The following is a 26755-nucleotide window of genomic DNA, read 5'->3' on the forward strand; positions in this document are numbered from 1 at the left end:
TTACTCTTCAGTGGTCTTTTCCGACGTATCGTCTTCGTCATCCGACCGACGCCCTTTTCCCACGTAGAAACGCGAGAAGAATACGCCGACTTCAAACAGACAATACATCGGTATTGCCAGCAGCGTTTGTGAGAAGACGTCAGGTGGTGTGAGCAGCATGCCAACCACAAACGCGCCGACCAGGATATACGGGCGCTTCTTACGCAGGTCATCAGGGGTCGTCACTCCTACCCAGCAAAGCAGCACAATGGCTACCGGCACTTCGAATGCCACACCGAACGCCATAAACAGCGCCATCACAAAGCTGAGGTAGCTGGCGATATCCGTCGACACCTGAACCCCTTCCGGCGCGGTATGCGTCAGGAAGCCAAAGGCCAGCGGGAAGACAACAAAGTAGGCGAACGCCATGCCGATATAGAACAGCAGCGAGCTGGATACCAGCAGCGGGATCACCAGCTTGCGTTCATGCTTGTACAGCGCTGGCGCCACAAACGCCCATACCTGATAAAGAATGACCGGCGCAGAGGCAATCAGCGATACCCAGAAGGTGAGCTTAATAGGGGTAAAGAACGGTGATGCAACGTCGGTTGCGATCATCGTTGCCCCCAGCGGCATCTGCTTGATCAGCGGCGCAGAGACAACCTGGTAGATATCATTGGCGAAATAGACCAGGCATAAGAAAATGAGGAAAACCGCGATAATGCAGTTTAACAGGCGCTTACGCAGCTCTATGAGGTGCGTAATCAGCGGTTGGGTATCATCTACTGCCATGTTTACGCTTTATCACTCGACGAGGGGGATGATTCGGAAACAGGCGCGGCAGGCTTAACGTCAGCCGCTTTTACCATCGGTGCTTCCGGCTGCGCCTGTTTTTTCGGTTCAGATTCCTGCGGCGTTTGTTCAGGCGCGGTAGCCTGATGCTCCGCGCTGGCAGGCGTAACGCCCTCGCGCTGCGCTTCGCTGTCCTTCACCACCGGGTTGTGGATGGTGTTGGCTTCATCGCTCGCCTTTTCAGGATCGTTGACGCTGTAGGAGCGCTTCATGGATTCTGCCGCTTCACGCAGTTCATCCATTGAGGCTTTCAGTTCAGGCGTCAGGTTATCCATGCTCGCCTTTTCCACCTTTTTCAGGCTTTCCTGAAACTCCTGCAGCTTAAGTTCCTGCGCCAGCTCATTTTGTACGGTCGAAGCCAGCGATCTCAGCGCGCGTACCCAGCCCACAACGGTTTTCACCGCCACCGGCAGACGCTGGGGTCCTAACACTATCAGGCCAATCACAAAGACCAGCAGCAGCTCACTAAAACCAATGTCGAACACGAATTACACCTGCTCTTTATCGTGGCGTTTAGCGTCTTCTTTTTTCGCCTCTTCCTGCTTGTCGGAGATGGATTTAGCAGTAAAGTCAGCATCCTGGCTGGTTTTATCCTGCTTGCTCTCATCATCGCTCATCGCTTTCTTGAAGCCTTTGATAGACGCGCCCAGATCGGAGCCGATAGAACCGAGCTTTTTCGTGCCAAACAGCAGCACGACGATGACGGCAATGATCAACAATTGCCAGATACTGATACCACCCATACATGTACCTCAGGGATAGATGATTAATGAGTCAGGTCGCATTATACGTAGGCGACCCGTCGATAGCGACGCAAAATCAGCGCGTTTTTCTCCAGCCGGCGAGCCAGACCACAACACCGCCAGCCATCAGCCAGGCGGGCATCATCTGCCAGTCAGGGCGAGTAATCAGCAACAGCGTACCACTCAGCAGCAGCGTTGCTCCAATGCCAAAGAGATAGCGCGACTGCCCCTGTCGAACACGGCTGGACTGAAGCTCGCGGGCGATTTTATCCATGCTGTGCTGAAGGTTCTTGCTCTGACGCAAACTGTCGTAAATCAGTTCAGGAATATCAGGCATTTTTTCTATCCAGAACGGGCCTTTCTCTTTAATAGAGCGCACCAGCGCCGGAATGCCCACCTGATCCTTAATCCAGGATTCAAGGAAAGGTTTCGCAGTCTTCCATAAGTCTAACTGAGGATAGAGCTGTCGACCTACACCTTCAACGTAAAGTAATGTTTTCTGAAGTAAAACTAACTGTGGCTGCACTTCCATGTTGAAGCGGCGTGCCGTGTTAAACAGGTTCAGCAATACGTGTCCGAAGGAAATTTCTGCCAGCGGCTTTTCAAAAATCGGCTCGCAGACGGTACGGATAGCAAACTCAAACTCTTCGACGTTGGTGTCCGGCGGAACCCAGCCAGAATCAACGTGCAGCTCGGCCACCTTGCGGTAATCACGGTTAAAGAAGGCGATGAAGTTCTCAGCGAGATAGCGCTTATCTTCTTTGTTCAGCGAGCCCACAATACCGCAGTCAATACCGATATATTTCGGGTCTTCCGGGTGCTCATAACTGACGAAGATATTCCCCGGGTGCATGTCCGCGTGGAAAAAGCTGTCGCGGAATACCTGGGTAAAGAAGACCTGTACGCCACGCTCGGCCAGCAGCTTCATGTTGGTTCCCTGCTTTTCCAGGGCTGCCACATCCGAGACCGGAATACCGTAAATCCGCTCCATTACCATCATGTTCTGGCTGCAGTAGTCCGAATACACTTCCGGCACATAGAGCATCGGGCTGTTTTCAAAGTTCCGGCGCAGCTGGATGGCATTTGCCGATTCACGCAGCAGGTTTAATTCATCAATCAGCGTTTTTTCATACTCCCGCACAACTTCCATTGGGCGCAAACGGCGTCCGTCGGGGAGCAGGCGCGGAACCCAGCGTGCAAGCCGATAGATAAGCTTCATGTCCGCTCGGATTACCGGCAGGATGTCCGGGCGGATCACTTTGATAACCACCTCTTTGCCGTTCTCTTTCAGACGGGCTGTATGCACCTGGGCGATGGAGGCTGAAGCAAGAGGTTCTATTTCGAAATCGTCAAACCATGTCTCGACAGGAATATTGCCCATCGCCTCTTCGATCTGTTTTTTCGCTCTCACACCGTCAAACGGTGCAACGCGGTCCTGCAGCAGTGCCAGTTCATCGGCAATCTGCGGCGGGAAAAGATCGCGGCGAGTCGAGAGCATTTGCCCGAACTTAATCCATACCGGGCCCAGCTCCTGGAGCGCCAGGCGAAGACGTTCACCCAGCGGCTGATCTTTATGACGATTAGGCATCCAGAACAACATCCGCCGCCAGATGCGAAGCAGCAGCGTGATACGCATTTTGGGGATAAGCTCGTCGAGCCCGTAACTCAAAAAGGTGTGGACGATAAAATAGAGGCGCCGAATTTCACCAGGCGTCATTTGCCCTCCAGTTTTTCCAGCCGTTTGGTTAAGGCATCCACCGCGCGTTCAACCGCTGCGGTCTCTTCCGCAAACCATGCAACTTCAAGCGCGCCAGGGGCCATACGCCACTCTTCAGTCAGTACTTCCGCCGCATAGCGTTGCTGCCGTTGCAGACTCTTGCGAAGGAAAGCCGTACCGCCATGAATGGCTTTACCGATCCCTTCGGCAGCAATGTCGCCAATGAAAGGCGCAAGCAGCTCTGCCGGGTCAAACTCGGCCAGATCGCTGAGCGCAACGAAATTCTGTACGACCTGAATGTCGCCTTCCACTTCCAGCTCACCGCTGCGGATAAGCGCCGTAAGCTGCTGACGGTCACGTAATTTTGGCAGCACGCTCATGTGCGTAATCACGGAGCAGTCGGCTTCACCTTCCCACTCACCCAGAACGTCAAGCTGGCGTTCACTGAAAACCAGCACAAGCGGCGTCGAGAACTCTTTCAGAACAACACGCAGCACCTTGCCGTTAAGCCGCTGACGTGCGGCTTTTAGCGCCGGTGCGCGGTAAAGAAAGGCATTCAGGACATTCTCGATGCCTGCGGTGACTAAGGGTTTAAAGGGCACGGGAAACCTCCACTCAGAACTTATAACCGCGATGCAGCGCGACGACACCTGCCGTCATGTTGAAATACTCAACGTTCTCGAATTCCGCATCCTGCATCATGGCCTTTAAAGTGTCCTGATCCGGGTGCATACGGATAGATTCCGCCAGGTACCGATAGCTTTCCGCGTCGTTTGCCACCAGCTCACCAATGCGCGGCAGCACATGGAATGAGTATGCGTCGTAAGCTTTGCTTAACGGCTCAAGAATCGGTTTGGAGAATTCGAGCACCAGCAGGCGTCCACCCGGCTTTAACACGCGGTACATGGAGCGCAGCGCTTTTTCTTTATCGGTGACGTTACGCAGGCCGAAGGAGATAGTGATGCAGTCAAAGGTATTATCCGGGAAAGGCAGCGCTTCGGCGTTCGCCTGCACATACTCGACATTACCTACCACGCCGATGTTACGCAGCTTCTCACGTCCCATTTTGAGCATTGAGTCGTTAATATCTGCCAGAACAACGCGACCGGTTTCGCCCACCAGACGGGAGAATTTTGCTGTCAAATCGCCTGTACCGCCGGCTAAATCCAGTACCGTTTGTCCACGACGCACACCGCTACAGTCGATGGTGAAGCGCTTCCACAAGCGATGAATGCCGAACGACATCAAGTCATTCATCACATCGTACTTCGCCGCCACGGAATGAAATACGTGGGCCACCATATCAGCTTTCTGCGCTTTGGCGACAGTCTGAAAGCCAAAGTGCGTCGTGTCTTGTGAATCGTCAACCATCTCAGAGCCTGCTTATCAGTAAAATGTTCGTGAAGTGTAACAGATTGGGCGCGTTTGCCCTACGTTTCAACCTTCGCGAAAGAAACGTGCCGGACGCTCGTCTGACGTTAAATCTGTCGCTAACGTATTGTCTTCACTGTCTGTCTTTTGTTCGCCAGCGCCTTCGCGCAGGCGAAACTCTTCATCCTGGGCGGTGGCCTGCTCAACTAATTCCGGATTAATCTCGCGCTTCACCTCCACACCCAGGGAACGAAACGCTTCGGCCTGCGCCAGTAAGTTGCCACGCCCGGAAGAGAGTTTTTTCATCGCCTGGCGATAGTTATCCTGGGCGCGGTCAAGGCTTTGCCCGACCGAGGACATATCATCCACAAAAAGGCGCATTTTGTCGTAAAGCTTGCTGGCGCGATCGGCAATCTGCTGCGCATTACGGCTCTGATGTTCATAGCGCCACAGGTTGGCAATGGTGCGCAATGCCACCAGCAGCGTGGTGGGGCTCACCAGCATAATGTTATTTTTTAGGGCTTCGGTAATCAGTTCAGGCTGTCTGTCGAGCGCCAGCAAGAACGCGGGTTCAACCGGAATAAACATCAGGACGTAATCCAGCGAGCGCAGGCCGGGTAACTGCTGGTAGTCTTTTCTGCCCAGCAGACGAATGTGGTTACGCACGGAGGCGATGTGCTCCTGCAGCGCCGACTCGCGGGTGTAGTCATCTTCCGCATTGAAATAGCGCTCATAAGCCACCAGCGTCATTTTGGCGTCTATCACCACATCTTTGCCCTGCGGGAGCCGCACAATCACATCAGGCTGCATACGCGAGCGGGCATCGTTCTCGATACTCACCTGCGTTTCGTATTCATACCCTTCCCGCAGGCCAGAGGCCTCCAGCACGCGGGTCAGCACCACTTCCCCCCAGTTGCCCTGGGTTTTGTTATCGCCCTTCAGCGCACGGGTCAGGTTGACCGCTTCCTGCGCCATTTGCGCATTCAGCTGCTGAAGATTGCGAATTTCATGCGCCAGCGTGTGCCGCTCACGAGCCTCCTGGCCAAAGCTGTCCTGTACCTGACGACGAAAGCCGTCCAGCTGTTCACGCAGGGGCGTCAGCAAGCTATTCAGGCTTTGGCGGTTTTGTTCGTCTACGCGGCGGTTGCTGTGTTCAAAAATGCGGTTCGCGAGATTCTCGAACTGCTCGCTGAGGCGTTGCTCGCTGTTCATCATCTGGCGGATTTTATCTTCCGCATGCAGCTGGGTGGATTCGAGGCGGGTAGTCACTTCGCGGAGATCGGCCTCCAGCGAGGTGTTGATATCGCGAAGATTGCGCAGCTCGTTGTTGAGCAGTTCGCATTCGTCACGCCAGTGTTCGCTCAGCGCAACCTGCTGTTTTGCTGCGCTTAAATCGGCGACTATCTCTTCGCGCTCGGCCAGCTGATCGGCCTTTTGTTGCGCGTGCTGGTAGCTGGAAATCAGCCAGCCTGCCCCCACGCCCACCAGCGCAATCACTGCATAAATCAGGATTGAGATATCCACAATGCCCCCTGCATCAACGTATTACCTGCACAAAATAGAATTGTGCTGTATAAACGTCCAGTTTGAAAGGGTTTTCCTGCGAGGCGCTACGCAAAAAAAAGGCCGAACGGGTCGGCCTTTTTTCGTATAAGAAGGGATTAGATCAGGCGACGCGCTGCTTCAACCACGATTTTCACCGCATGACTTTCGGTCTGCTTCATGGTTTCCGCGTTCGGGATCTCCTGCTGGGTACGGTTGACGATAACGCCCGCCACCATACCGGCACGCAGACCCTGGCTTGCGCACATGGTCAGCAAGGTTGCAGATTCCATTTCGTAGTTCATTACGCCCATAGACTGCCACTCTTCCATAGAACCTTTGAAACGGCTTACCACGCGGCCGGAGAAGGTGTCATAACGCTCCTGGCCTGGGTAGAAGGTATCAGAAGAGGCGGTCACGCCTACGTGGGTGGTTGCGCCAACGGATTTCGCGGCTTCAACCAGTGCGGTGGTGCATTCGAAATCCGCCACCGCCGGGAATTCCATAGGGGCAAAGTGCAGACTCGCGCCGTCCAGACGCACGGAAGCGGTTGTCACCAGCACGTCGCCAACGTTGATATGCGGCTGAATGGCACCGGTAGTCCCGATACGCAGGAAAGTACGAATGCCCAGCTGCGCCAGCTCTTCAACAGCAATTGAGGTGGACGGGCCACCGATACCGGTAGAACAGACGATCACCGCTTTGCCATCCAGCTCAGCGCGCCAGGTGGTGAATTCACGATGGGCAGCAAGCTTAACCGGCTTATCCATCAGCGCGGCGATCTTTTCCACACGCTCAGGATCGCCCGGGACGATAGCCAGCGTAGCCCCTTGTAAATCGTTTTTAGTGAGGCCGAGATGAAAAACATCAGACTTAGACATAGGTGACTCCTCTGTGGGTCGGTTAGTCAGAAGAAGTAAAAAGGTACTTTACAGAAGCAGTAAGCAGAATTACGTGACACATCTCACCATGAATGAAAATGATTGCAGTAAATTTCCATGAAATAGTGATTCACATCACATTAACAAGTTATATCGTCAGGTGCTGCACAAAAGATAGACCGTTTCAGGCACTGTGAATTGTTAACCTGGTGACTATATTTACCTTTGCGCTAACTCATTGGTACGGAGAATGCCATGACTGAAAAAACCGGTTTTGCACCTGCAGCGGCCCCTCATGCATCAACCATCGTCTCAACACCTGAAGAGGCCATTACGGCAGGTGAGACCTCCATCCCCTCACAGGGGGAGAATATGCCTGCTTACCACGCGCGGCCAAAATCGGCCGACGGCCCGCTGCCCATCGTGATTGTGGTTCAGGAAATTTTCGGCGTTCACGAACATATTCGCGACCTTTGCCGCCGTCTGGCGCTGGAAGGTTATCTGGCTGTTGCGCCAGAGCTCTATTTCCGTCAGGGCGATCCGAACGACTACAGCGATATACCGACGCTGTTCAGCAACCTGGTCAGCAAAGTGCCGGATGCACAGGTACTGGCCGATCTGGACCACGTGGCCAGTTGGGCTGCGCGCAATGGCGGCGACGCACATCGTCTGATGGTGACGGGTTTCTGCTGGGGAGGACGTATCAGCTGGCTGTATGCCGCACATAATCCGCAGCTTAAAGCCGCCGTTGCCTGGTACGGCAAACTGGTGGGGGAGAAAACGCTGAACTCGCCGAAGCATCCCGTTGATATCGCCACCGAGTTAAATGCCCCAGTCTTAGGGCTTTATGGCGGCCAGGACACCGGGATCCCGCTTGATACGGTAGAGACCATGCGCCATGCGCTCCGCGCAGCCAATGCAAAAGCTGAAATCATCGTTTACCCGGATGCCGGCCACGCCTTTAATGCCGACTATCGTCCGAGCTATCACGCGGAATCGGCTAAAGATGGCTGGCAGCGGATGCTGGCATGGTTCAGCCAGTACGGCGGGAAAAAAGCGTAAAACAAAAGCCCGGTCGCGGCTACGCCTTGCCGGGCTTCGGATTTATCAGGCCTGACGCAAATTCTGCGCCGCCCTGACCATGTTCGCGAGTGCCGCGCGGGTCTCCGGCCAGCCGCGGGTTTTCAGTCCGCAGTCCGGGTTGACCCACAGGCGCTCAGCCGGGATCCGCTGGGCGGCTTTTTTCAGCAGGCTCTCAATCCACTCCACGCTCGGTACGTTCGGGGAGTGGATGTCGTAGACACCCGGCCCAATTTCGTTTGGATACTCGAACTCTTCAAAGGACTCCAGCAGTTCCATGTCTGAACGCGACGTTTCGATGGTGATCACGTCGGCATCCAGCGCGGCAATCGAATCCATAATGTCGTTAAATTCGCAGTAACACATGTGGGTGTGGATCTGCGTGTCGTCTTTCGCGACCGCGGCGTTGAGGCGGAAAGCCTCCACACCCCACTTCAGATAAGCATCCCAGTCACTGCGACGCAGCGGCAAACCTTCGCGTAGCGCCGGTTCATCAATCTGGATGATGCCGATACCCGCCGCTTCCAGATCGGCCACTTCATCACGCAGCGCGAGCGCAATCTGTTTGGCGATGGTTTCACGGGTCACATCTTCACGCGGGAAGGACCAGCAGAGGATCGTCACCGGGCCGGTCAGCATCCCTTTCACCGGTTTGTCGGTCAGGGACTGGGCGAATTTTGCCCACTCTACGGTGATCGCTTGCGGGCGGCTGACGTCACCAATCACCACCGGTGGCTTCACACAGCGGGAACCATAGCTCTGCACCCAACCGTTCTGCGTAAAGACGAAACCGTCCAGATGTTCGCCGAAGTATTCCACCATGTCGTTACGCTCGGCTTCACCGTGCACCAGCACGTCCAGACCTAAACGTTCCTGCTCAACAATCGCCTGTCTGATGTGCTCAGCGATGCCGGTGCGGTAGTGATTCGCATCGAGGTTGCCCTTTTTGAAATCCAGACGCAGGCCGCGGATCTCCGTCGTCTGCGGGAAGGAGCCGATGGTGGTGGTTGGCCACGCTGGCAGGTTGAAACGGGCACGCTGGGCTTCGGCACGCACTTCATAGGGGCTCTGACGCTGGCTGTCCTGCGCGGTAATGGCCGCCAGACGTTTTTCGACCGCCGGGTTGTGGACGCGCGCCGAATGACGACGCGCCTGAATGGGGGCGCTCCAGTCGGTAATGGCCGTGGTGTCACCGCTATTTAACGCATCACGCAGCAGCGCCAGCTCTTCACATTTTTGCAGCGCAAAGGCAAACCAGCTCTTCACCTCGGGATCCAGACGGGTTTCCACACTCAGATCGATTGGGCTGTGCAGCAGAGAGCAGGAGGAGGCCACCCACAGCTCACGTTTGCCGACGATATCTTTAATCTGTGCATATTTCTCGCTCAGATCGGCGCGCCAGACGTTACGGCCATTCACCAGTCCGGCCGAGAGTAGCCACTCTTCGGGCAGACGTTTGTGCAGTTCGGCCAGGTCATCTTTGCCGTGGACCAGGTCAACATGAAGACCCTGAACCGGCAGCGCAGTAATAGTACTCAGGTTCGGCGTCACGCCTTCAAAATAGGTGGTCAGCAATAGCTTCACCTGACCAGTAAGGGCATCGTAAGCGGGTTTAAACGCTTTCAGCCACGCCTGCGGCAGCTCCAGCACCAGCGCAGGCTCATCGATTTGCACCCACTGAATTCCGCGTTTACCCAGTTCAATCAGCACCTGTTTGTAGACCGGCAGAATATCGTTCAGCAGGCTGAGACGGTCAAACTGCTCGCCTTTCACTTTACCCAGCCACAAATACGTTACCGGCCCCAGCAGTACCGGTTTCACCTGGTGGCCCAGCGCCAGCGCTTCATCGACTTCGTCGAGCAACTGGGTCCAGCTCAGTTTGAACTGCTGGCCTTTCACAAATTCCGGCACCATATAGTGATAGTTGGTGTTGAACCACTTGGTCATTTCCGCCGCTGCCGCAGGCTCTCCCGTTGGCGCACGACCACGGCCAATGCGGAACAGGGTGTCGATATCTACCGATCCATCTTTGTTCTGATGACGAGCCGGCACGTTGCCAAGCAGCAGGCTGGTGGTCAGAACATGGTCGTACCAGGCGAAATCGCCCACGGGCAGCAGGTCAATGCCCGCCTGCTTTTGCTGTTCCCAGTGGCGCGCACGCAGTTCGCGGCCCACGGCCAGCAATTCTTCACGGCCAGAGGTACCTGCCCAGTAACTTTCCTGCGCTTTTTTCAGCTCGCGGCGAAGGCCAACGCGAGGGAAACCGAGAGTGTGATTGCGAATTGTCATGGTGTGTCCCCTGTGAATTTTTCGTATTTAGCCATCCAGATGTTTACACATCCATAATTGGCAGTTACTGTATATTCCTCAAGCGCAAAATGTTCATGGCGAAGTGAAGGACTTTCATGATCGAGATTAAACACCTGAAAACGCTACAAGCGTTGCGAAATTGCGGTTCTCTCGCGGCGGCGGCAGCCACGCTGCACCAGACCCAGTCCGCCCTTTCTCACCAGTTCAGCGATCTGGAACAACGCCTCGGCTTTCGTCTTTTTGTGCGTAAGAGCCAGCCGCTACGCTTTACGCCTCAGGGCGAGATCCTGCTGCAGCTGGCTAATCAGGTGCTGCCGCAAATAGCCAGCGCGCTGCAGTCCTGTAACGAGCCGCAGCAAACCAGACTGCGTATCGCCATTGAGTGTCACAGCTGTATTCAATGGCTGACACCCGCGCTTGAGAACTTCCGCCAGAGGTGGCCGCAGGTGGAGATGGATTTCAAATCCGGCGTGACGTTCGACCCGCAGCCGTCGCTCCAGCAGGGCGAACTGGATCTGGTGATGACCTCAGACATTCTGCCCCGCAGCGGCCTGCACTATTCGCCAATGTTTGATTATGAGGTACGTCTGGTGCTGGCTCCGGATCATCCGCTGGCCAGTAAAACGCGTATCACCCCGGAAGATTTAGCCAGTGAAACGCTGCTGATTTACCCGGTACAGCGCAGTCGGCTGGATATCTGGCGTCACTTCCTGCAGCCGGCCGGCATTAGCCCGCAGCTCAAAAGCGTGGATAACACCCTGCTGTTAATTCAGATGGTTGCCGCCAGAATGGGCATCGCTGCGCTGCCACACTGGGTTGTGGAGAGTTTTGAACGCCAGGGTCTGGTTGTCACTAAAACCCTGGGTGAGGGACTATGGAGCCGGCTGTACGCCGCCGTGCGCGATGGCGAGCAGCGTCAGCCGATTACGGAAGCGTTTATTCGCTCTGCGCGGAACCACGCGTGCGATCATCTTCCGTTTGTGCGGAGCGCGGAGCGACCCAACGGCGATGGACCCACAGCGAAGCCAGAATCACTGCTCCCCCAATAAGGAAGCTCGGCCAGTGAGGCTGCTGCTGCCAGATGGCAAGGTTCACCAGCAGCCCTGCAGGCACATGCACGTTGTTCATGATCCCCAGCGTACCGGCGTCTACCTGCGTAGCGCCGTAGTTCCACATGAAGTAACCCAGCCCCGATGCCACCACGCCCAGCCAGACCAGAACGCCCCACTGCAGGGTTGTCGTCGGGAGCTTTTGCGGGTTACCGAGCATAAACCATGCCGCCACCGCGACGATAGCTGCCCCCATATAGAACCAGGCGAACGCGTTATGCTGTGGCATCGGTCGGGTTTCCATCAGGCGCTTGTACCCGACCATACCGATGGCAAAGCTGAGGTTCGCCAGCTGCACGAACATCAGCCCGGTCCAGAAGTGGTCGCTCACTTTGTCGTAGCGAATAATCGCCGCCCCGATCACCGCCAGCGCCGCGCTCAACAGATATCCCCAGCGCAAACGACGTTTGCTGAGCAGATCGTAAATCAGCGTGATATAGAGCGGTGTAAGCACGGTGAAAAGCAGAAATTCAGAGACAGACAGGTAGACGTAAGCCCGGAAGCTGAACAGGTACATGATGCCGAGCTGCATCGCCCCCACCAGCATGTACAGCAAAATGGTCTTCAGCGATTGCCCGCGTGTACGCAGGAAGGGCAGGAATACCAGCGCCGCCAGCCCCACGCGCATCAGCACCGAGAAGTAGCTGTCGACGTGCCCGGCGAGATACTCGCCAATCAGGCTAAAAGAGAAGGCCCACAGGATAGTGGTAATAATGAGTAGCGCCACAATGCTTGTCTCTCAGAAAGAAGGACAGGCATTGTAGCGAACTCTTTAGTTGACAACTGAGCAATAAACAATCAAATGAAGATTATTCAAGGAACAGTTTGCGCAGGTATTTTGGTACCGCGTTGTCAGCGTTAGACCCAATCACTTCCAGTTCCGGGTGCAGGTCTTTCAGACGCTGGTGTGCATTCTGCATAATGCAGCCTTTGCCCGCCATAGAGAGCATCTCGGCGTCGTTCATGCCATCACCGAAGGCGATACAGTCTTTCAGTTCGAAGCCCAGACGTTTCGCCACGGCTTCCAACGCGTGCCCTTTGGAAACACCCCCGGCCATAACTTCCAGACAGGTCAGGGTCGAGAAACTCACGTTGACGCGGTCACCCCAACGCGCATTAATCGCCTGTTCCAGCGGCAGCAACGCTTCGTGGCTTTCGCAGGTAAAGAACACCTTGCTGATCCCTTCCGGCTCCAGCAGGCCTGGCTCGTACAGGGAATAGTTAAATACCGCTTCCTTGAAGAAACGCATTTCATCCGGGCGATGGCGATTCATGAACCAGTCGTCATCGCGATAAACGTTAGTGATAATGTCCGGGTTGTTATGCACTACGCCGAACAGATCGGCGGCAATGTCGCGATCCAGGTTATGCGTAAAGATCAGGTTGCCATCGGTATCGTGCACGCGCGCACCGTTGGAGGTGATCATGTACGATTTGATCTCAAGATTATCGCGGATCTGCCCCACGTCCACGTGGTGGCGGCCGGTGGCAAACACGAAGTTCACTCCGCGGGCGGTCAGAAGCTTTAAGGTCTCTTTCGCGTAAGGCGACAGGGTATGGTCGGGCGAAAGCAGCGTGCCATCTAAATCAGATGCAACAACCTGGTACATAGGGATTTCAACCTCTGGTGGTAAAACAACAATCAATTATGCCTGTCGAAAAATTCAACAATGGCGTTGAGCGCGACTGAGCGCATAGCGTCCTTTTCAAAAAGGATCTCATGGTACGCGCCGTTGATGACCAGCGGTTTACCCCCTTCGCAAGGGTGACCGGCGGCAGCGCGGAGTTCACAAAAGCGGTCATGCATGCGGTTATCCACCACACGCTCTTCTTCAGCCTGAATCAGAAGTGTCGGCGTATCATCTTTACCAACACCAGCAAGCACCTGTTCACCGGCAAGGATCCCTTCCCGCACCCAGTGATATGTCGGGCCACCGACGCGCAGGCGCGGTTCATCGGCATAAAAACGCAGGTTACGGCGATAACGCTGCCGGCTATGGGTCAATACGTTGAGGGCAAACGGCAGCGCGCGCCAGCGCCCTGTCCCGATGGCATACCCTTCACGAATGCGCTGATGGCCCTCAGCCCAGTCGAGAATATGGCGCACCATCCAGTCCGGAAAACGCATGACGATGCCATACATTGGCGCGGTAAGCGCAATGGCATCACACTGGTGGTCATAGCGCTGTAAAAACAGCGTCGAAATCGCCCCACCCATAGAGTGCGCCAGAATATAGCGCTTACGCCACGGGCCCGGCTGAACTTCCTGCTGCCAGAAGGCGGCAAGATCGTCGACGTAATCGCTGAAGTTATCCACATGACCGCGATGCGTGTCCGACAATAAGCGGCCAGAAAGCCCCTGCCCGCGATGGTCGATAATCAACACATCGAAGCCCAGATGGAACAGGTCATAGGCCAGTTCAGCGTATTTGATGTAGCTCTCGATACGTCCCGGACAGACCACGATCACCCGATCGTTTTTCTCATCATGGAAACGCACAAAGCGTACCGGAACATCGCCAACACCCGTAAACTCATCTTCCTCACGCTGACGCCAGAAATCGGTCAGCGGCCCCATAGAGAAAGCAGCAAATGCGTTTTCTCGTGTTTCCCAGTCCTTTTTCTGCTGAAACATCGGGTTTCCACCCCCGTAAGCCAAGGAATATCGTTTTTTCGTCACCGGTCACAAAATGACGTAACAATAGCGTATTGTGGCATAAAAACAGACAATTCGGGAGTTTCAAATGACCTTCGAGTGGTGGTTCGCTTATCTGCTGACATCCATCATCCTTAGCCTTTCCCCAGGTTCAGGCGCCATTAACACCATGACCACCTCCATCAACCACGGCTATCGCGGTGCCGCGGCGTCCATTGCCGGTTTGCAGACCGGTCTGGGCATTCATATCGTGCTGGTGGGCATTGGTCTGGGTACGCTCTTCTCCCGCTCGGTACTGGCCTTTGACGTGCTGAAATGGGCCGGTGCCGCGTACCTGATTTGGCTCGGTATTCAGCAGTGGCGTGCGGCAGGCTCAATTGATCTTAATACGCTCGCCCAGACGCAAACACGCGGGCGCCTGTTTAAACGCGCGGTGTTTGTGAACCTGACCAACCCGAAAAGTATTGTTTTCCTCGCCGCGCTGTTCCCGCAGTTTATCGTCCCGCATCAGCCACAGGTCATGCAGTACGTGGTGCTGGGTGCGACCACCATTGTTGTCGATATCATCGTGATGATTGGTTACGCGACGCTGGCGCAGCGGATTGCGGTATGGATTAAAGGGCCTAAGCAGATGAAGGCCCTGAACAAAATCTTTGGTTCGCTGTTTATGCTGGTAGGCGCGCTGCTTGCGTCAGCGCGTCATGCTTAGCGAGAAATGATGAGATGAATGCCAAAGCCGGCGAACAACGCGCCGGCGAAGCCGTCAATCCACTTCGCAATACGCTGGTAACCGCGGCGCATCGCCGGTAAGGCAAACAGGCTGGCAACCACGGTAAACCACGCAAAAGTTTCCACCACGATCAGCAGGAAAATGCCCCAACGCGCACCCGCCCCCACGTTGTCACCCACAAACAGGGAGAACACGGAGCCGAAATAGATAATCGCTTTTGGGTTCGCCAGGTTGGTGAGCAGCCCTTTAATAAAACTCCGGCCGCCCGTTGCCAGCTCAACTTTCGGTTCTTCCGGCTTTTTCTCTTCTTTCTTCAACGCCCCGCGCAGCATCTGGTAGCCCATCCAGCAAAGGTAAAGCCCCCCGCCAACCATGATGATGTTGTGCAACCAGGCCATCTTCGCCAGAATCAGGTTCAGACCAAGCAGCGCCACGGCCGCCCAGACCATAACGCCCATGGTGATACCCAGTACCCCCATCATCGCTTCTTTGCGGGAGCGGCTGACGGCGGTTTGGGACACGAAGAAAAAGTCAGGACCCGGGCTCATGAGCGCAACGATGTGCACTAACGCCACGGTAAGAAATAGCATTAACATAATTAACTCGCAGGGAAATAATTAAGTGAGTCACCATCCTGACATTTTTTAGGCTGGCTGACTACTCCTCATCGTCACCGTCGACATGAGCACGGATAAGCGCCATAAACTCTTTGCCAAAGCGTTCCAGCTTGCGCGTACCAACACCGTTGACGCTGAGCATTTCGCTGGCGCTGAGCGGCGTCTGCTCTGCCATCTCGATAAGCGTCGCATCGTTGAAGACCACGTAGGGCGGAATGTTCTCTTCATCAGCAATGGCTTTACGCAGCTTGCGCAGTTTGGCAAACAGCTTGCGGTCGTAATTGCCGCCGTACGATTTTTGCATCACCCGCGGCTTCAGGGCGACAACGCGCGGAACCGCGAGCTTCAGTTCGATATCCCCGCGCAGCACCGGACGTGCCGCTTCGGTAAGCTGAAGCGCGGAGTGTTGGGCAATGTTTTGCGTGGCAAAGCCCAGGTGAATCAGCTGACGGATGATGCTCACCCAGTGCTCGTGGCTCTGGTCTTTGCCGATACCGTAGACGGGCAGCTTATCGTGTCCCATGTCGCGGATACGCTGGTTATTCGCCCCGCGTAACACTTCCACCACGTAGCCCATGCCGAAGCGCTGGTTCACACGATAGATGGTCGAGAGCGCTTTGCGCGCATCCATCAGGCCATCGTATTGCTTTGGTGGGTCAAGACAGATATCGCAGTTGCCGCACGGCTCCTGACGCCCCTCGCCAAAGTAGTTGAGCAGCACCAGACGGCGGCAGGTTTGCGCTTCGGCAAACGCGCCCATCGCGTTGAGCTTGTGGCGTTCGATATCCTGCAGTTGGCCCTGCGGTTTCTCTTCCAGACAACGGCGCAGCCACGCCATGTCGGCCGGATCGTAAAACAGCATGGCTTCTGCAGGCAGTCCATCACGCCCGGCGCGGCCAGTTTCCTGGTAGTACGATTCGATATTGCGCGGAATGTCGAAGTGTACGACGAAGCGCACGTTCGGCTTGTTGATCCCCATTCCGAACGCCACCGTCGCCACCACAATCTGCAGGTCATCGCGCTGGAATTTCTCCTGCACATCGGCGCGAACCGCGTTTTCCAGCCCGGCATGGTAGGCGGCGGCGCTAAAACCACGGTTCTGCAGGCGCGCGGCCGTGTCTTCCACCTTCGCGCGGCTGTTGCAGTAGATGATGCCGGACTTCCCGCGCTGCTCCTGCACGTAGCGCAGAAGCTGATCCAGCGGCTTGAATTTTTCCATCAGCATGTAGCGGATGTTCGGGCGGTCGAAGCTGCTGACCTGAATCAGCGGATCGTTCAGCCCCAGCAGCCGGACGATATCCTGACGCGTGGTGTCATCTGCCGTCGCGGTGAGCGCCATAAACGGCAGTTCGGGAAAACGCTGACGGAGCTGGCCGAGCGCCGCATATTCCGGGCGGAAATCATGTCCCCACTGGGAGATACAGTGGGCTTCATCCACCGCCAGCAGGACCGGATTCCAGTGCGACAGATGATCGAGGAAGTTATCCAGCATCAGACGTTCCGGCGCGATATACAGCAGGCGAACCTGCCCGGTACGGCAACCGGCCATAACCTCTTGCTGCTGCTCGCGGGTCTGGCTGGAGTTAAGACAGGCCGCCGCCACGCCGTTGGCAAGGAGCTGATCGACCTGATCTTTCATCAGGGAAATAAGAGGCGATACCACGACCGTCAAGCCGTTGAGCACCAGCGCAGGCACCTGATAGCAGAGGGATTTACCGCCGCCGGTAGGCATGACCACCAGACAATCGCGGCCTTCCAGCACGGTTTCAATGATGGTTTCCTGGCCAGGGCGGAACTGCTGGTAGCCAAAGGTTTCATGCAAAACCTGTTTAGCCAGCGATTCCTGATTCAATACTTCCGCCTGCGCCACGTTAACCCCATTTGCCAGAAATAAAACAGGCGCTATTTTCAGCGCCTGAGAGAGAAACTTCAACGTTTAACGAAAAAACATTCGAGCTGCCTAGAAAATATCGTTCAGCATCACACCCACACCTACACGGGTCTGGTTGAAGTTGTAATCGATAAGCGACTCGCCGTAACCGCTGTAAACCTGAGTATAGAGCCGAACGTGCTTGCTCACCGGATAACTGAGGCCCAGTTCCGCGCCACCGTAACCGGTGTTCCAGTTGTACTGGCCTTTGGCGCTCAGCACCGCGTCACCCAACTGATAGCCGATTTTGAGCTGATAATAACCCATATATTTGGTGATATCCGGGTTGTCGTCGGTATCGCCCACCACAAACCACGGCTTCACTTCCGCCATCCAGTTGCCGTTTTGCGCCATCAGTCGCGTATAGGCACGGTTCCAGCTGCGCGAGGTAGGGTCGGAGCGTCCATTTGAATCGTGGTTAAAGCCCACCTCAATGTCACGCAGCGTCCAACCCGCGAATTCATAATCGGTCGCAAAACCGAGGAACAGCTGCGGCTCATAGTTGGTTTCACGGAACGGTGAAGATTCGCCACTGTTGGAAAGCTGCCACCAGGATTTCTGCGTGTAAGAGGCGCCGAGCACCGAATTCGGTCCCAGAATGCCGCGCCAGAACGGGAACGCGAGACTTAACTGGAACTTCACTTCGTCTTTACGCGCATTATCGGACCAGTTATAGGAGCTTATCGCCTCTTTGTTGAGATCGCTGGTCTGCGTGTATATCACGTAGTTGGTGTCATACGGATACAGCGTGAACGGATTATCATGTTCCTGAAGAAGGTTCGCGATAATGCTGCCCTGCACGGCAGGTTGATCGTGAACTTCTTTAATCGTCGCTTCCTGGGCATATGCTGTGAGGGGCAGCGCAACCGCCGCCAGTAACCAGGCCAGATACGTCCGCATCGGTGGTGTTCTCCTGCAAAGAGTTAATTAGTTGAATTGTTATGTGGCGGATATTCTACATACTTCTGCGACAACTGCTGCATCCTCGTTTCTGAAAGTGGAATTCCTTATTGCTGAAGCATAAAATCAACATTTTATTAACAATAAGGATGTGATGCCTCATGTCAGCCATGCTTACCGCCGAAGAAGCGTTAAAACTCGTGGGCGAGATTTTTGTTTACCATATGCCGTTTAACCGTGCACTGGGTCTGGAGCTCGAGCGCTACGAGAAAGCGTTTGCCCAGCTCAGCTTCAACAACCAGCCGATGATGGTAGGCAACTGGGCGCAGAGTATTTTGCACGGCGGGGTGATTGCCTCAGCGCTGGATGTGGCGGCGGGTCTGGTCTGTGTGGGCAGTACGCTGACGCGCCATGACACCATCAATGAAGACGAGTTGCGCCAGCGTTTGTCGCGTATGGGCACCATCGATTTACGCGTCGATTACCTGCGTCCCGGGCGCGGAAACCGTTTTACCGCCACCAGCAGCCTGCTGCGCGCCGGGAATAAGGTTGCCGTCGCCCGCGTTGAATTGCATAACGAAGAGCAGGTCTATATCGCCAGCGCAACTGCCACTTATATGGTGGGTTGAAACCCTAAAATCGGGTAAAATTAATTCACTTTTTTGTAACGGATTATCCCGATGGATGCTAAACAAACGCGGCAGGGCGTACTACTCGCCCTTGCCGCTTATTTTATTTGGGGTATCGCACCGGCGTACTTCAAGTTTATCGCTTACGTACCCGCTGACGAGATCCTCACACACCGTGTGATTTGGTCGTTTTTCTTTATGATCGCGCTGATGAGCGTTAGCCGTCAGTGGTCTGGCGTCAAAACGCTGCTGAAAACGCCGAAAAAGGTGTTCCTGCTGGCCCTCTCAGCCGTGCTGATAGGCGGCAACTGGCTGCTCTTTATCTGGGCAGTCAATAACCATCACATGCTCGAAGCGAGCCTGGGCTATTTTATTAATCCCCTGGTCAACATTGTTCTGGGCATGATTTTCCTGGGCGAGCGCTTCCGTCGCATGCAGTGGCTGGCGGTCATCCTCGCTTTTTGCGGCGTGCTGGTCCAACTGTGGACCTTCGGTTCGCTGCCCGTGATCGCTCTGGGCCTGGCGTTCAGCTTTGCGTTTTACGGGCTGGTCCGGAAGAAAATAGCCGTTGAAGCGCAGACCGGGATGCTGTTTGAAACCCTGTGGCTATTACCGGTCGCGGCGATTTACCTGTTTGGTATTGCCGACAGCGCAACCAGCCATATGGGCAGTAACCCGTTGTCGTTGAATTTGATGCTGATGGCGGCCGGTGTGGTAACCACCATTCCTCTGCTGTGCTTCACCGGTGCCGCAACGCGCCTGCGTCTCTCCACGCTGGGCTTCTTTCAGTACATCGGTCCGACGCTGATGTTCCTGCTGGCAGTGGTGTTTTACGGCGAAGTACCGGGCGCAGATAAGATGGTGACGTTTGCCTTTATCTGGGTGGCGCTGGCGATTTTTGTTGCAGACGCCCTTTATACCCAGCGCAGAACGCGCAAAGGATTGTAAGCGGTAATGAGGCGGGCAGGCACAATGCCACCCGCCTGATGTTTACAGCCAGTTACGGCGCTTGAAGTAGAGGTACGGCGCCAGCCCGGCGAGGATCATAAAGATAATCGCGCCAGGGTAGCCAAAGCTCCACTTAAGCTCCGGCATAAACTCAAAGTTCATCCCGTAGCTCGAGGCCACCAGCGTCGGTGGCAGGAAGACCACCGAGACCACCGAGAAGATCTTGATGATGCGGTTCTGCTCGATATTGATAAAGCCCATCGCCGCCTGCATCAGGAAGTTGACCTTCTGGAACAACGATTCATTGTGCGGCAGCAGGGATTCGATATCGCGCAGGATCTCACGAGCCTGCTCCAGCTGACCGCCCGGCAGACGCGCCTTACGCACCAGGAAGTTCAGCGCGCGCTGGGTATCCATCAGACACAAACGCACCTTCCAGCCGATATCTTCCAGCTCTGCCAGCGTCGAGAGCGCTTCGTCGTATTCATCGCCCTGATGACCTTCCATGATGACACGGCTCAGCTTTTCCAGGTCGCTGTAGATGTTTTCAATTTCATCCGCCAGCTGTTCGATTTTGGTTTCAAACAGGTCCAGCAGCAGTTCGTAGGCATTACCGTCGACCATCGCCTGGCTACGGGCGCGCATGCGGTAGAGACGAAACGCGGGCAGCTCACGCTCGCGCAGGGTAAACAGGCGACCGTCACGAATGGTAAACGCCACGGTGGAGTTACCTGCGTGATCGTCGGCGTCTTCAAAGAAAAAGAAGGAGTGAATATGCAGACCGTCTTCATCTTCAAAAAAACGAGCAGATGCTTCGATGTCTTCCAGTTCCGGGCGGGTTGCCAGGCTTTGCCCCAGCTCAGATTGTACGCGAAGGCGCTCATCGTCGTCCGGCTCGACCAGATCCACCCATACGGCATCAATGAGGGGCTGTGACTCTTCGGCTTCAAGCCGAGTCAGTCGGTTATTTTCGAGTTGAAATGCGCTCAACATGACCGGGACTCCCAATGCAAAAAATATCGGACAGTTCGGTGGGCACACAGAAACAAATTGGGTTTCAGACCATTAAACAGCCTGACTCAGCGCGACGGGAATAATGCAGGTCGCTGACAACCACTAAGGCCATCAGCAAGAGGAGATAGCCTTAGGAGTTGTTCCTGGATGACAGGGAATTGAGCCAGTATCTACTGGGTGTGTCCAAGGCGAATGTCCTCTTAGCGTAATCGTGCGCGCATGTTACGCCAGCAGTAATAGTGGCGTCAACACGCAACGGAACGCTGAAGGGCATTAATTGACCTTCAACGTATAAGGCTAGCAGATTATTACAAAATAATGATATTTTTCTGAAAGTTACACAGTTTCCAGCCTGGCGTAGGCTGCCACCAGCCATTTGATACCTTGCCCCTGGAACGCCACCTGCAGGCGGCTGTGCTCGCCGCTACCTTCCAGATTGACGATGGTGCCTTCACCAAACTTAGCATGACGCACGCGCTGACCCAGCTTGTAGCCGGTGTCCGTTTCAGCAATCGGCGAGCCCATACGCTGATGGCTGACCGGGCGGCTGATACTGGCGCGCAGGCGCACCTCTTCCACGCACTCTTCCGGCAGTTCGCCGATAAAGCGCGACGGACGGTGATACACCTCTTTACCGTACAGGCGTCGGGTTTCGGCATAGGTCAGCGTCAGCTTTTGCATCGCGCGCGTCACGCCAACATAGGCCAGACGACGCTCCTCCTCCAGACGCCCACCTTCATCCAGCGACATCTGGCTCGGGAACATCCCCTCTTCCATCCCGACGATAAACACCTGCGGGAACTCCAGACCTTTGGCGGAGTGCAGGGTCATAAGTTGAACCGCATCCTGCCAGGTGTCTGCCTGCCCTTCGCCCGCTTCCAGCGCCGCGTGGGAGAGGAACGCCTGCAGCGGCATCAAATCTTCGTCTTCTTCGTTGTAGCTGAACTGGCGCGTTGCCGTCACCAGTTCCTCTAAGTTCTCAATACGGGTCTGGCCCTTTTCGCCTTTCTCCTGCTCATACATAGTGCGCAGGCCGGAGTCTTTAATCACCCGGTCGGTCTGAACGTGCAGAGGCATATCGGCCGTTTCCTGTGCCAGGGCATCAATCAGCTCCAGGAAGCGTTGTAAGGCGCTGGCTGCACGTCCGGCGAGCGCTTTCTCCTGCAACAGCTCGCGGCACGCCTGCCAGAGTGTCAGCTGGCGATCGCGGGAGGCCTGACGCACCACGTCCAGGGTACGGTCACCGATGCCGCGAGTTGGGGTGTTCACCACGCGCTCAAACGCCGCATCGTCATTACGGTTTGCGATCAGACGCAGATACGAGAGTGCGTCTTTGATCTCCTGACGTTCAAAGAAGCGCATGCCACCGTAAATGCGGTACGGCATACTCACCTGCAACAACGCCTCTTCCAGCACGCGCGACTGGGCGTTGCTGCGATAGAGAATGGCACACTGCTCCAGCGCGCCACCGTTGTCCTGCCAGGTTTTAATACGGTTCACCACAAAGCGCGCTTCATCAAGTTCGTTGAATGCGCAGTAGATAGAGATCGGTTCACCGTCAACGCCATCGGTCCACAGCTTTTTACCCAGACGCCCGTTGTTGTTCTCAATCAGGGCGTTGGCGGCGCTCAGAATGTTGCTGGTCGAACGGTAGTTCTGCTCCAGACGGATGGTCTGAGCACCGGGGAAATCATTGAGGAAGCGCTGAATGTTTTCCACCTGCGCCCCACGCCAGCCATAGATGGACTGATCGTCATCACCGACGATCATCACCTTGCCGGTATCACCGGCCAGCAGGCGGATCCATGCATACTGGATGTTGTTGGTATCCTGGAATTCGTCCACCAGAATATTGGTGAAGCGTTCACGATAGTGCTGCAGGATATGCGGTTTGTTGAGCCACAGCTCATGCGCACGCAGCAGCAGCTCAGCAAAGTCCACCAGACCTGCGCGATCGCACGCCTCCTGGTAGGCTTTATAAACGTTCTGCCAGGTTTGCTCGACCGGGTTGCCGAAGCTCTGAATATGGTGCGGACGCAGCCCTTCGTCTTTCTGGCCGTTGATGTACCACATTGCCTGACGCGGCGGCCACTGCTTCTCGTCGAGATTCATCGCCTTGATAAGACGCTTCAGCAGACGCAGCTGATCTTCGCTGTCGAGGATCTGGAAATCCTGCGGCAGGTTAGCGTCCATATGGTGCGCCCGCAGCAGGCGATGCGCCAGACCGTGGAAAGTCCCCACCCACATGCCGCCCTGGCTGGTGCCCATCAGCTGTGCGATTCGGTGGCGCATCTCTGCCGCCGCCTTGTTGGTAAACGTCACCGCCATAATGGAGTACGGCGAGCAGTTTTCCACGCTCTGCAGCCACGCAATACGGTGTACCAGCACGCGCGTCTTACCACTGCCCGCCCCAGCCAGCACCAGCATGTTGGTGCGCGAAGCGGCAACCGCGTCACGCTGTTTGTCATTAAGGCTGTCGAGCAGGTAAGAAACGTCCATTGGCACCGTCACGTAATGTCAGGCAGGCGAATGTGATTCCTTCGCCAAAACCCTGTTAATTTATACAGAACAATTGATGATTATATCAGCGTCGTGAGGGATGCCAACCGTGAAATTTCCACGTGCGGCAGAAGACGGCTGTCCGGCGTTGTCATCAGGTCAGCGTTTTCCGGCTTGATCCAGCAGGCCTGCATGCCGCAGCGGATCGCCCCGGCCACGTCCGTGGTCAGGTCATCACCCACATGCAACATTTCGCCGAGCGGCAGGTTCAGTTTTTCCGCCGCCAGGTGATACATATCGTTAAACGGTTTCGAGCGCCCGTGCGGGCCCGCGCGCAGCACAAACTCAAAATAATCGCCAAGACCAAACAGCTCAGGCTGGGCATTGCCATTGGTAATCGCCACCAGCGGCCACTTCTCTGCCAGCGCGGCCAGCGTATCGTGGGTTTCCTGTGGCACATCAATACGGCTGCGCCATTTGGCGAAGTTTTCCATGGACGCTTCAGCCCCTATCGCCGCATCACGCGCGCTCATGCCAACATTCAGCATCGCCTGTTCAACCGCACGTCGACGCCATTCGGTCACGTCATGGTAAATGTCCGGCTCGGTCTCCCGCAGGGACTGACGCAGCTGCTGGAAGTCCTTGTTCTGCATCGTCTTCAGCGCCGGGTGATAGTTCTGCACAAACGCCAGCGACTCCTGCTCGGTACGCAGGATCACCTGGCGGTTATCATAAAGGGTGTCATCAAGGTCAAAGGTAAGGGCTGATATCTGACCCAGTGGGCGGTAAAAACGCATTATTTCCCCCGTTTGGCGCGTGGATGCGCCGCGTCATACACCGAGGCAAGGTGCTGGAAGTCTAAGTGGGTATAAATTTGGGTGGTGGACAAATTCGCGTGGCCGAGCAGTTCCTGCACGCCGCGCAGATCGCCGCTTGATTCAAGCATGTGGGTCGCAAAAGAGTGGCGCAGCTTGTGCGGGTGAACATGGCTGTTCAGCCCCTGCTTAATGCCCCACTCCGCAAAACGCTTCTGCACGTTACGCGCCGAGATCCGCTTGCCGAGTTTCGACAGGAACAGCGCCTCTTCTTCCGTGCCAAACAGCCCGCGCAGGTCAAGCCAGTGCTCAATCCAGGCGACAGCGTTGCGACCAATCGGCAGGCGGCGCTCTTTGCTGCCTTTGCCCATCACCCACACTTCGCCGGTATCCAGATCGAGATGTTTTATATCGAGATTGACCAGTTCAGACAGACGCAGTCCGGCACCGTACATCACCTCCAGCATCGCGCGGTCACGCACCGCCAGCGGATCGTTAAGATCGATATCCAGCAGGCGATTGACATCATCGACGTCGATATTTTTAGGCAGATGACGCGGTGCTTTTGGCGTGGCAATGCCTTTCGCCGGGTTGGCTTTAAGGCTGCCCTGGCTCACCAGCCAGTCGAAGAAACTGCGCAGGGCAGAGAGCCTGAGCGCCAGACTCGCCGGGCCTAACCCTTTCCTGCGGCTACGCACGACGACTCCACGAACCGTCGCAGCGTCACATTGTTGCCAGCTTTTCAGGCCGATTTCATCGGCAATCTGAATGATGGCATCAAGCTGACGCTGATAGTTCAGCAGCGTTATGGGGCTAAGCTGACGTTCAACTCCCAGGTAGCGCAGAAAGCGCGCGACGTCAGTGGCAAGAAGTCCGTCCGTCATACGCGCTCAATCCAGCGCTCCAGCAGCTCAGGCAGCATCAGGGCGATCTCCTGCAACAGGTGCGTACCTTGCCCCTGCTCATAGTGATGCGCGTCGCGACTGGTAAATAACATCACGCCTAAGTCGCCATCGCGCCCCATCAATGACATGGCCACCGAGCCAATCGCTTTGGCTTCTGGCAATACCACCAGCAATTCTGGTCCGTTCAGCGGCCCCAGATAGTGATGTTGATGACCCAGGCGCTGAATACGTAGCGGCTCAAACGCCTGACGGCTGAGCGCCAGATGGGTGAAACCAGACGGTGCACCAATGCGCCAGCGGTCGGGGAAGAGACGAAGGGTTGCGCCTGCAAGCCCCAGTTCTCGCGCCCAGCGGTGGAAACGGCTGAGAAACTCGTCAAGGCTGTGGGCCGAGGCCAGACGCGCCTGCAGATGCAGCAGTCGATAGAACAGGCTTTCGTTATTGTTCGCCTGTTCCATGAGCAGCGTCATGTTCTCTTCAAGCTGATTGATGTGGTTGCGCGCGCGGGCCATGTGCCATTCGACCAGCGACACGGTCCCGCGCACCGGATGCGGCACGCGCATCTGTTCGACAAGACGTGCATTGCGAATAAAAAACGCGGGATTGTTCAGCAGATAATCAACAACAGCACTGTCGTCCAGTTCCGTCACCGTTTCCTGCAGTTCTTCCCCTGGTTGCTTCATAGATGGATAAACCCGTCATAGACATGTACCGCCGGGCCAGTCATAAACAGCGGATGACCCGGTCCTTTCCAGGCGATATCAAGACGACCGCCTGGTAACTCCACGCGAACCTCTTCTGCCAGTAACCCCTGAGCGATGCCGACGGCCACCGCCGCGCAGGCACCGCTTCCGCAGGCCTGGGTTTCGCCCGCGCCGCGTTCATACACCCGCAGACGGATGTGTTCACGCTTCACCACCTGCATAAAACCAATGTTCGCGCGTTCCGGGAAGCGTTCATGGCTTTCCAGCACCGGGCCGAGGGTTTCAACGGCGGCGGTCTCTACATCATCAACTTGAATCACGCAGTGCGGGTTTCCCATCGAGACGACGCCACACAATACTGTCTGCTCAGCCGCACGCATAATATAGGTCTTTTCCGCTTTGTTTGCGCGAAACGGCACGGCGGAAGGTTCAAAGTTCGGCTCGCCCATATTCACGCGAACCAGATCGTCATCGGTGACGCTGAGCACCATGCGACCATTCGCGGTACTGACGCGGATATCGCGCTTGTTCGTCAGCCCTTTCAGGCGGACAAAGCGGGCAAAACAGCGCGCACCGTTGCCGCACTGGGAGACTTCACTGCCGTCAGCGTTAAAGATACGGTAGTGGAAATCGAGGTCAGGATCGTACGGCGGCTCAACCACCAGCAGCTGATCGAACCCCACGCCCAGATGCCGATCCGCCAGGCGGCGGATCAGTTCCGGGGAGAAAAAGACATTCTGCGTTACCGCGTCGACGACCATAAAATCGTTGCCAAGGCCATGCATCTTAGAGAACTGCATCATTCGCTCCATTGCGCGGGTACA

At 55.8% G+C, this 26755-nt stretch carries 27 protein-coding genes; 5 read left to right on the forward strand and 22 right to left on the reverse strand.

Going from position 1 to position 26755, the window contains the following annotated elements; all coding sequences use genetic code 11:
• From tatC to udp, 8 genes are all read right to left on the reverse strand, one after another.
• Entirely contained in the window at positions 1-771 is a 771-nt protein-coding gene (tatC, locus tag HV242_RS22575) for a Sec-independent protein translocase subunit TatC (RefSeq protein WP_014172110.1), read from the reverse strand.
• A gap of 2 nt (positions 772-773) precedes the next feature.
• Positions 774-1316 (reverse strand): Sec-independent protein translocase protein TatB, encoded by a 543-nt coding sequence (tatB, locus tag HV242_RS22580; RefSeq protein WP_014172111.1) that lies wholly within the window; start codon positions 1314-1316, stop codon positions 774-776.
• Positions 1317-1319: 3 nt separating this feature from the next.
• Positions 1320-1574 carry a Sec-independent protein translocase subunit TatA gene (gene tatA, locus HV242_RS22585; protein ID WP_020882874.1) on the reverse strand — a complete coding sequence of 85 codons (255 nt, stop codon included), beginning with the start codon at positions 1572-1574 and terminating at the stop codon, positions 1320-1322.
• A gap of 76 nt (positions 1575-1650) precedes the next feature.
• Positions 1651-3291 carry a ubiquinone biosynthesis regulatory protein kinase UbiB gene (gene ubiB / locus HV242_RS22590; protein ID WP_014172113.1) on the reverse strand — a complete coding sequence of 547 codons (1641 nt, stop codon included), beginning with the start codon at positions 3289-3291 and terminating at the stop codon, positions 1651-1653.
• Positions 3288-3893, reverse strand: coding sequence for a ubiquinone biosynthesis protein UbiJ (gene ubiJ / locus HV242_RS22595; RefSeq protein ID WP_032680095.1), 606 nt, complete (start codon positions 3891-3893; stop codon positions 3288-3290). The genes ubiB and ubiJ overlap by 4 nt, the downstream gene beginning before the upstream one ends.
• Positions 3894-3906: 13 nt before the next feature.
• On the reverse strand, positions 3907-4662 hold the full coding sequence (gene ubiE / locus HV242_RS22600) for a bifunctional demethylmenaquinone methyltransferase/2-methoxy-6-polyprenyl-1,4-benzoquinol methylase UbiE (RefSeq protein ID WP_014172115.1): 756 nt from the start codon (positions 4660-4662) through the stop codon (positions 3907-3909).
• Positions 4663-4728: 66 nt separating this feature from the next.
• Positions 4729-6186 carry a DNA recombination protein RmuC gene (gene rmuC, locus HV242_RS22605; protein ID WP_050737762.1) on the reverse strand — a complete coding sequence of 486 codons (1458 nt, stop codon included), beginning with the start codon at positions 6184-6186 and terminating at the stop codon, positions 4729-4731.
• Positions 6187-6323: 137 nt separating this feature from the next.
• Positions 6324-7085 carry a uridine phosphorylase gene (gene udp, locus HV242_RS22610; RefSeq protein WP_003860792.1) on the reverse strand — a complete coding sequence of 254 codons (762 nt, stop codon included), beginning with the start codon at positions 7083-7085 and terminating at the stop codon, positions 6324-6326.
• 255 nt (positions 7086-7340) lie between these two features.
• Here udp and HV242_RS22615 point away from each other — a divergent pair, with 255 nt between their 5' ends.
• Complete coding sequence (locus HV242_RS22615; protein WP_014172118.1) at positions 7341-8147, forward strand: dienelactone hydrolase family protein; 807 nt, start codon at positions 7341-7343, stop codon at positions 8145-8147.
• A gap of 45 nt (positions 8148-8192) precedes the next feature.
• On the opposite strand, the gene metE is transcribed toward HV242_RS22615, so the two are convergent.
• Positions 8193-10454 carry a 5-methyltetrahydropteroyltriglutamate--homocysteine S-methyltransferase gene (gene metE / locus HV242_RS22620; protein ID WP_050737763.1) on the reverse strand — a complete coding sequence of 754 codons (2262 nt, stop codon included), beginning with the start codon at positions 10452-10454 and terminating at the stop codon, positions 8193-8195.
• A gap of 116 nt (positions 10455-10570) precedes the next feature.
• Between metE and metR the strand changes: the two genes are divergently transcribed.
• Positions 10571-11524: an HTH-type transcriptional regulator MetR gene (gene metR, locus HV242_RS22625; protein WP_014172120.1), complete on the forward strand. Its 954-nt coding sequence runs from the start codon at positions 10571-10573 to the stop codon at positions 11522-11524.
• Here metR and HV242_RS22630 read toward each other — a convergent pair.
• The 3 genes from HV242_RS22630 to pldB all read right to left on the reverse strand — a co-directional run bounded on the left by HV242_RS22630 (position 11412) and on the right by pldB (position 14219).
• Entirely contained in the window at positions 11412-12311 is a 900-nt protein-coding gene (locus HV242_RS22630; RefSeq protein ID WP_020882877.1) for a carboxylate/amino acid/amine transporter, read from the reverse strand. The two genes, metR and HV242_RS22630, sit on opposite strands and share 113 nt — an antisense overlap.
• An 82-nt stretch (positions 12312-12393) precedes the next feature.
• A complete protein-coding gene (yigL, locus tag HV242_RS22635) occupies positions 12394-13194 on the reverse strand; it encodes a sugar/pyridoxal phosphate phosphatase YigL (RefSeq protein WP_020882878.1) in 801 nt (266 codons plus the stop codon).
• Between the two features lie 32 nt (positions 13195-13226).
• A complete protein-coding gene (gene pldB, locus HV242_RS22640; RefSeq protein ID WP_020882879.1) occupies positions 13227-14219 on the reverse strand; it encodes a lysophospholipase L2 in 993 nt (330 codons plus the stop codon).
• Positions 14220-14328: 109 nt separating this feature from the next.
• Here pldB and rhtB point away from each other — a divergent pair, with 109 nt between their 5' ends.
• Positions 14329-14949: a homoserine/homoserine lactone efflux protein gene (gene rhtB, locus HV242_RS22645; RefSeq protein WP_014172125.1), complete on the forward strand. Its 621-nt coding sequence runs from the start codon at positions 14329-14331 to the stop codon at positions 14947-14949.
• On the opposite strand, the gene rhtC is transcribed toward rhtB, so the two are convergent.
• The 3 genes from rhtC to pldA all read right to left on the reverse strand — a co-directional run bounded on the left by rhtC (position 14946) and on the right by pldA (position 18417).
• Positions 14946-15566 carry a threonine export protein RhtC gene (gene rhtC, locus HV242_RS22650; RefSeq protein ID WP_014172126.1) on the reverse strand — a complete coding sequence of 207 codons (621 nt, stop codon included), beginning with the start codon at positions 15564-15566 and terminating at the stop codon, positions 14946-14948. The two genes, rhtB and rhtC, sit on opposite strands and share 4 nt — an antisense overlap.
• Before the next feature lie 61 nt (positions 15567-15627).
• Entirely contained in the window at positions 15628-17457 is a 1830-nt protein-coding gene (gene recQ, locus HV242_RS22655) for an ATP-dependent DNA helicase RecQ (RefSeq protein ID WP_025202782.1), read from the reverse strand.
• Positions 17458-17547: 90 nt separating this feature from the next.
• Positions 17548-18417 (reverse strand): phospholipase A, encoded by an 870-nt coding sequence (gene pldA / locus HV242_RS22660; RefSeq protein ID WP_020882880.1) that lies wholly within the window; start codon positions 18415-18417, stop codon positions 17548-17550.
• Positions 18418-18578: 161 nt separating this feature from the next.
• On the opposite strand from pldA, the gene yigI reads away from it, so the two are divergent.
• Positions 18579-19046, forward strand: a complete 468-nt coding sequence (yigI, locus tag HV242_RS22665; RefSeq protein ID WP_014172129.1) for an acyl-CoA thioesterase YigI — start codon at positions 18579-18581, stop codon at positions 19044-19046.
• 51 nt (positions 19047-19097) lie between these two features.
• Positions 19098-19994 carry an EamA family transporter RarD gene (gene rarD, locus HV242_RS22670; RefSeq protein ID WP_014172130.1) on the forward strand — a complete coding sequence of 299 codons (897 nt, stop codon included), beginning with the start codon at positions 19098-19100 and terminating at the stop codon, positions 19992-19994.
• 42 nt (positions 19995-20036) lie between these two features.
• Here the strand turns inward: rarD and corA are convergent, their stop codons facing one another.
• The 7 genes from corA to dapF form a co-directional block, all read right to left on the reverse strand.
• Complete coding sequence (gene corA / locus HV242_RS22675; protein ID WP_020882881.1) at positions 20037-20987, reverse strand: magnesium/cobalt transporter CorA; 951 nt, start codon at positions 20985-20987, stop codon at positions 20037-20039.
• A gap of 151 nt (positions 20988-21138) precedes the next feature.
• A complete protein-coding gene (gene ysgD / locus HV242_RS24185) occupies positions 21139-21195 on the reverse strand; it encodes a YsgD/CorL family protein (RefSeq protein ID WP_212743980.1) in 57 nt (18 codons plus the stop codon).
• A 149-nt stretch (positions 21196-21344) separates the two neighbouring features.
• Positions 21345-23507 (reverse strand): DNA helicase II, encoded by a 2163-nt coding sequence (gene uvrD, locus HV242_RS22680; protein WP_020882882.1) that lies wholly within the window; start codon positions 23505-23507, stop codon positions 21345-21347.
• Positions 23508-23587: 80 nt separating this feature from the next.
• Positions 23588-24304, reverse strand: coding sequence for a 5-amino-6-(5-phospho-D-ribitylamino)uracil phosphatase YigB (gene yigB / locus HV242_RS22685; RefSeq protein ID WP_014172133.1), 717 nt, complete (start codon positions 24302-24304; stop codon positions 23588-23590).
• Positions 24304-25206 (reverse strand): tyrosine recombinase XerC, encoded by a 903-nt coding sequence (gene xerC, locus HV242_RS22690; RefSeq protein ID WP_032680093.1) that lies wholly within the window; start codon positions 25204-25206, stop codon positions 24304-24306. The genes yigB and xerC overlap by 1 nt, the downstream gene beginning before the upstream one ends.
• A complete protein-coding gene (locus tag HV242_RS22695; protein WP_014172135.1) occupies positions 25203-25910 on the reverse strand; it encodes a DUF484 domain-containing protein in 708 nt (235 codons plus the stop codon). The genes xerC and HV242_RS22695 overlap by 4 nt, the downstream gene beginning before the upstream one ends.
• Complete coding sequence (dapF, locus tag HV242_RS22700; protein ID WP_020882883.1) at positions 25907-26731, reverse strand: diaminopimelate epimerase; 825 nt, start codon at positions 26729-26731, stop codon at positions 25907-25909. The genes HV242_RS22695 and dapF overlap by 4 nt, the downstream gene beginning before the upstream one ends.
• Positions 26732-26755 lie beyond the last annotated feature (24 nt).

It is taken from the genome of Enterobacter sp. RHBSTW-00593, from assembly GCF_013784105.1.
Classification (GTDB): Bacteria; Pseudomonadota; Gammaproteobacteria; order Enterobacterales; family Enterobacteriaceae; genus Enterobacter; species Enterobacter ludwigii.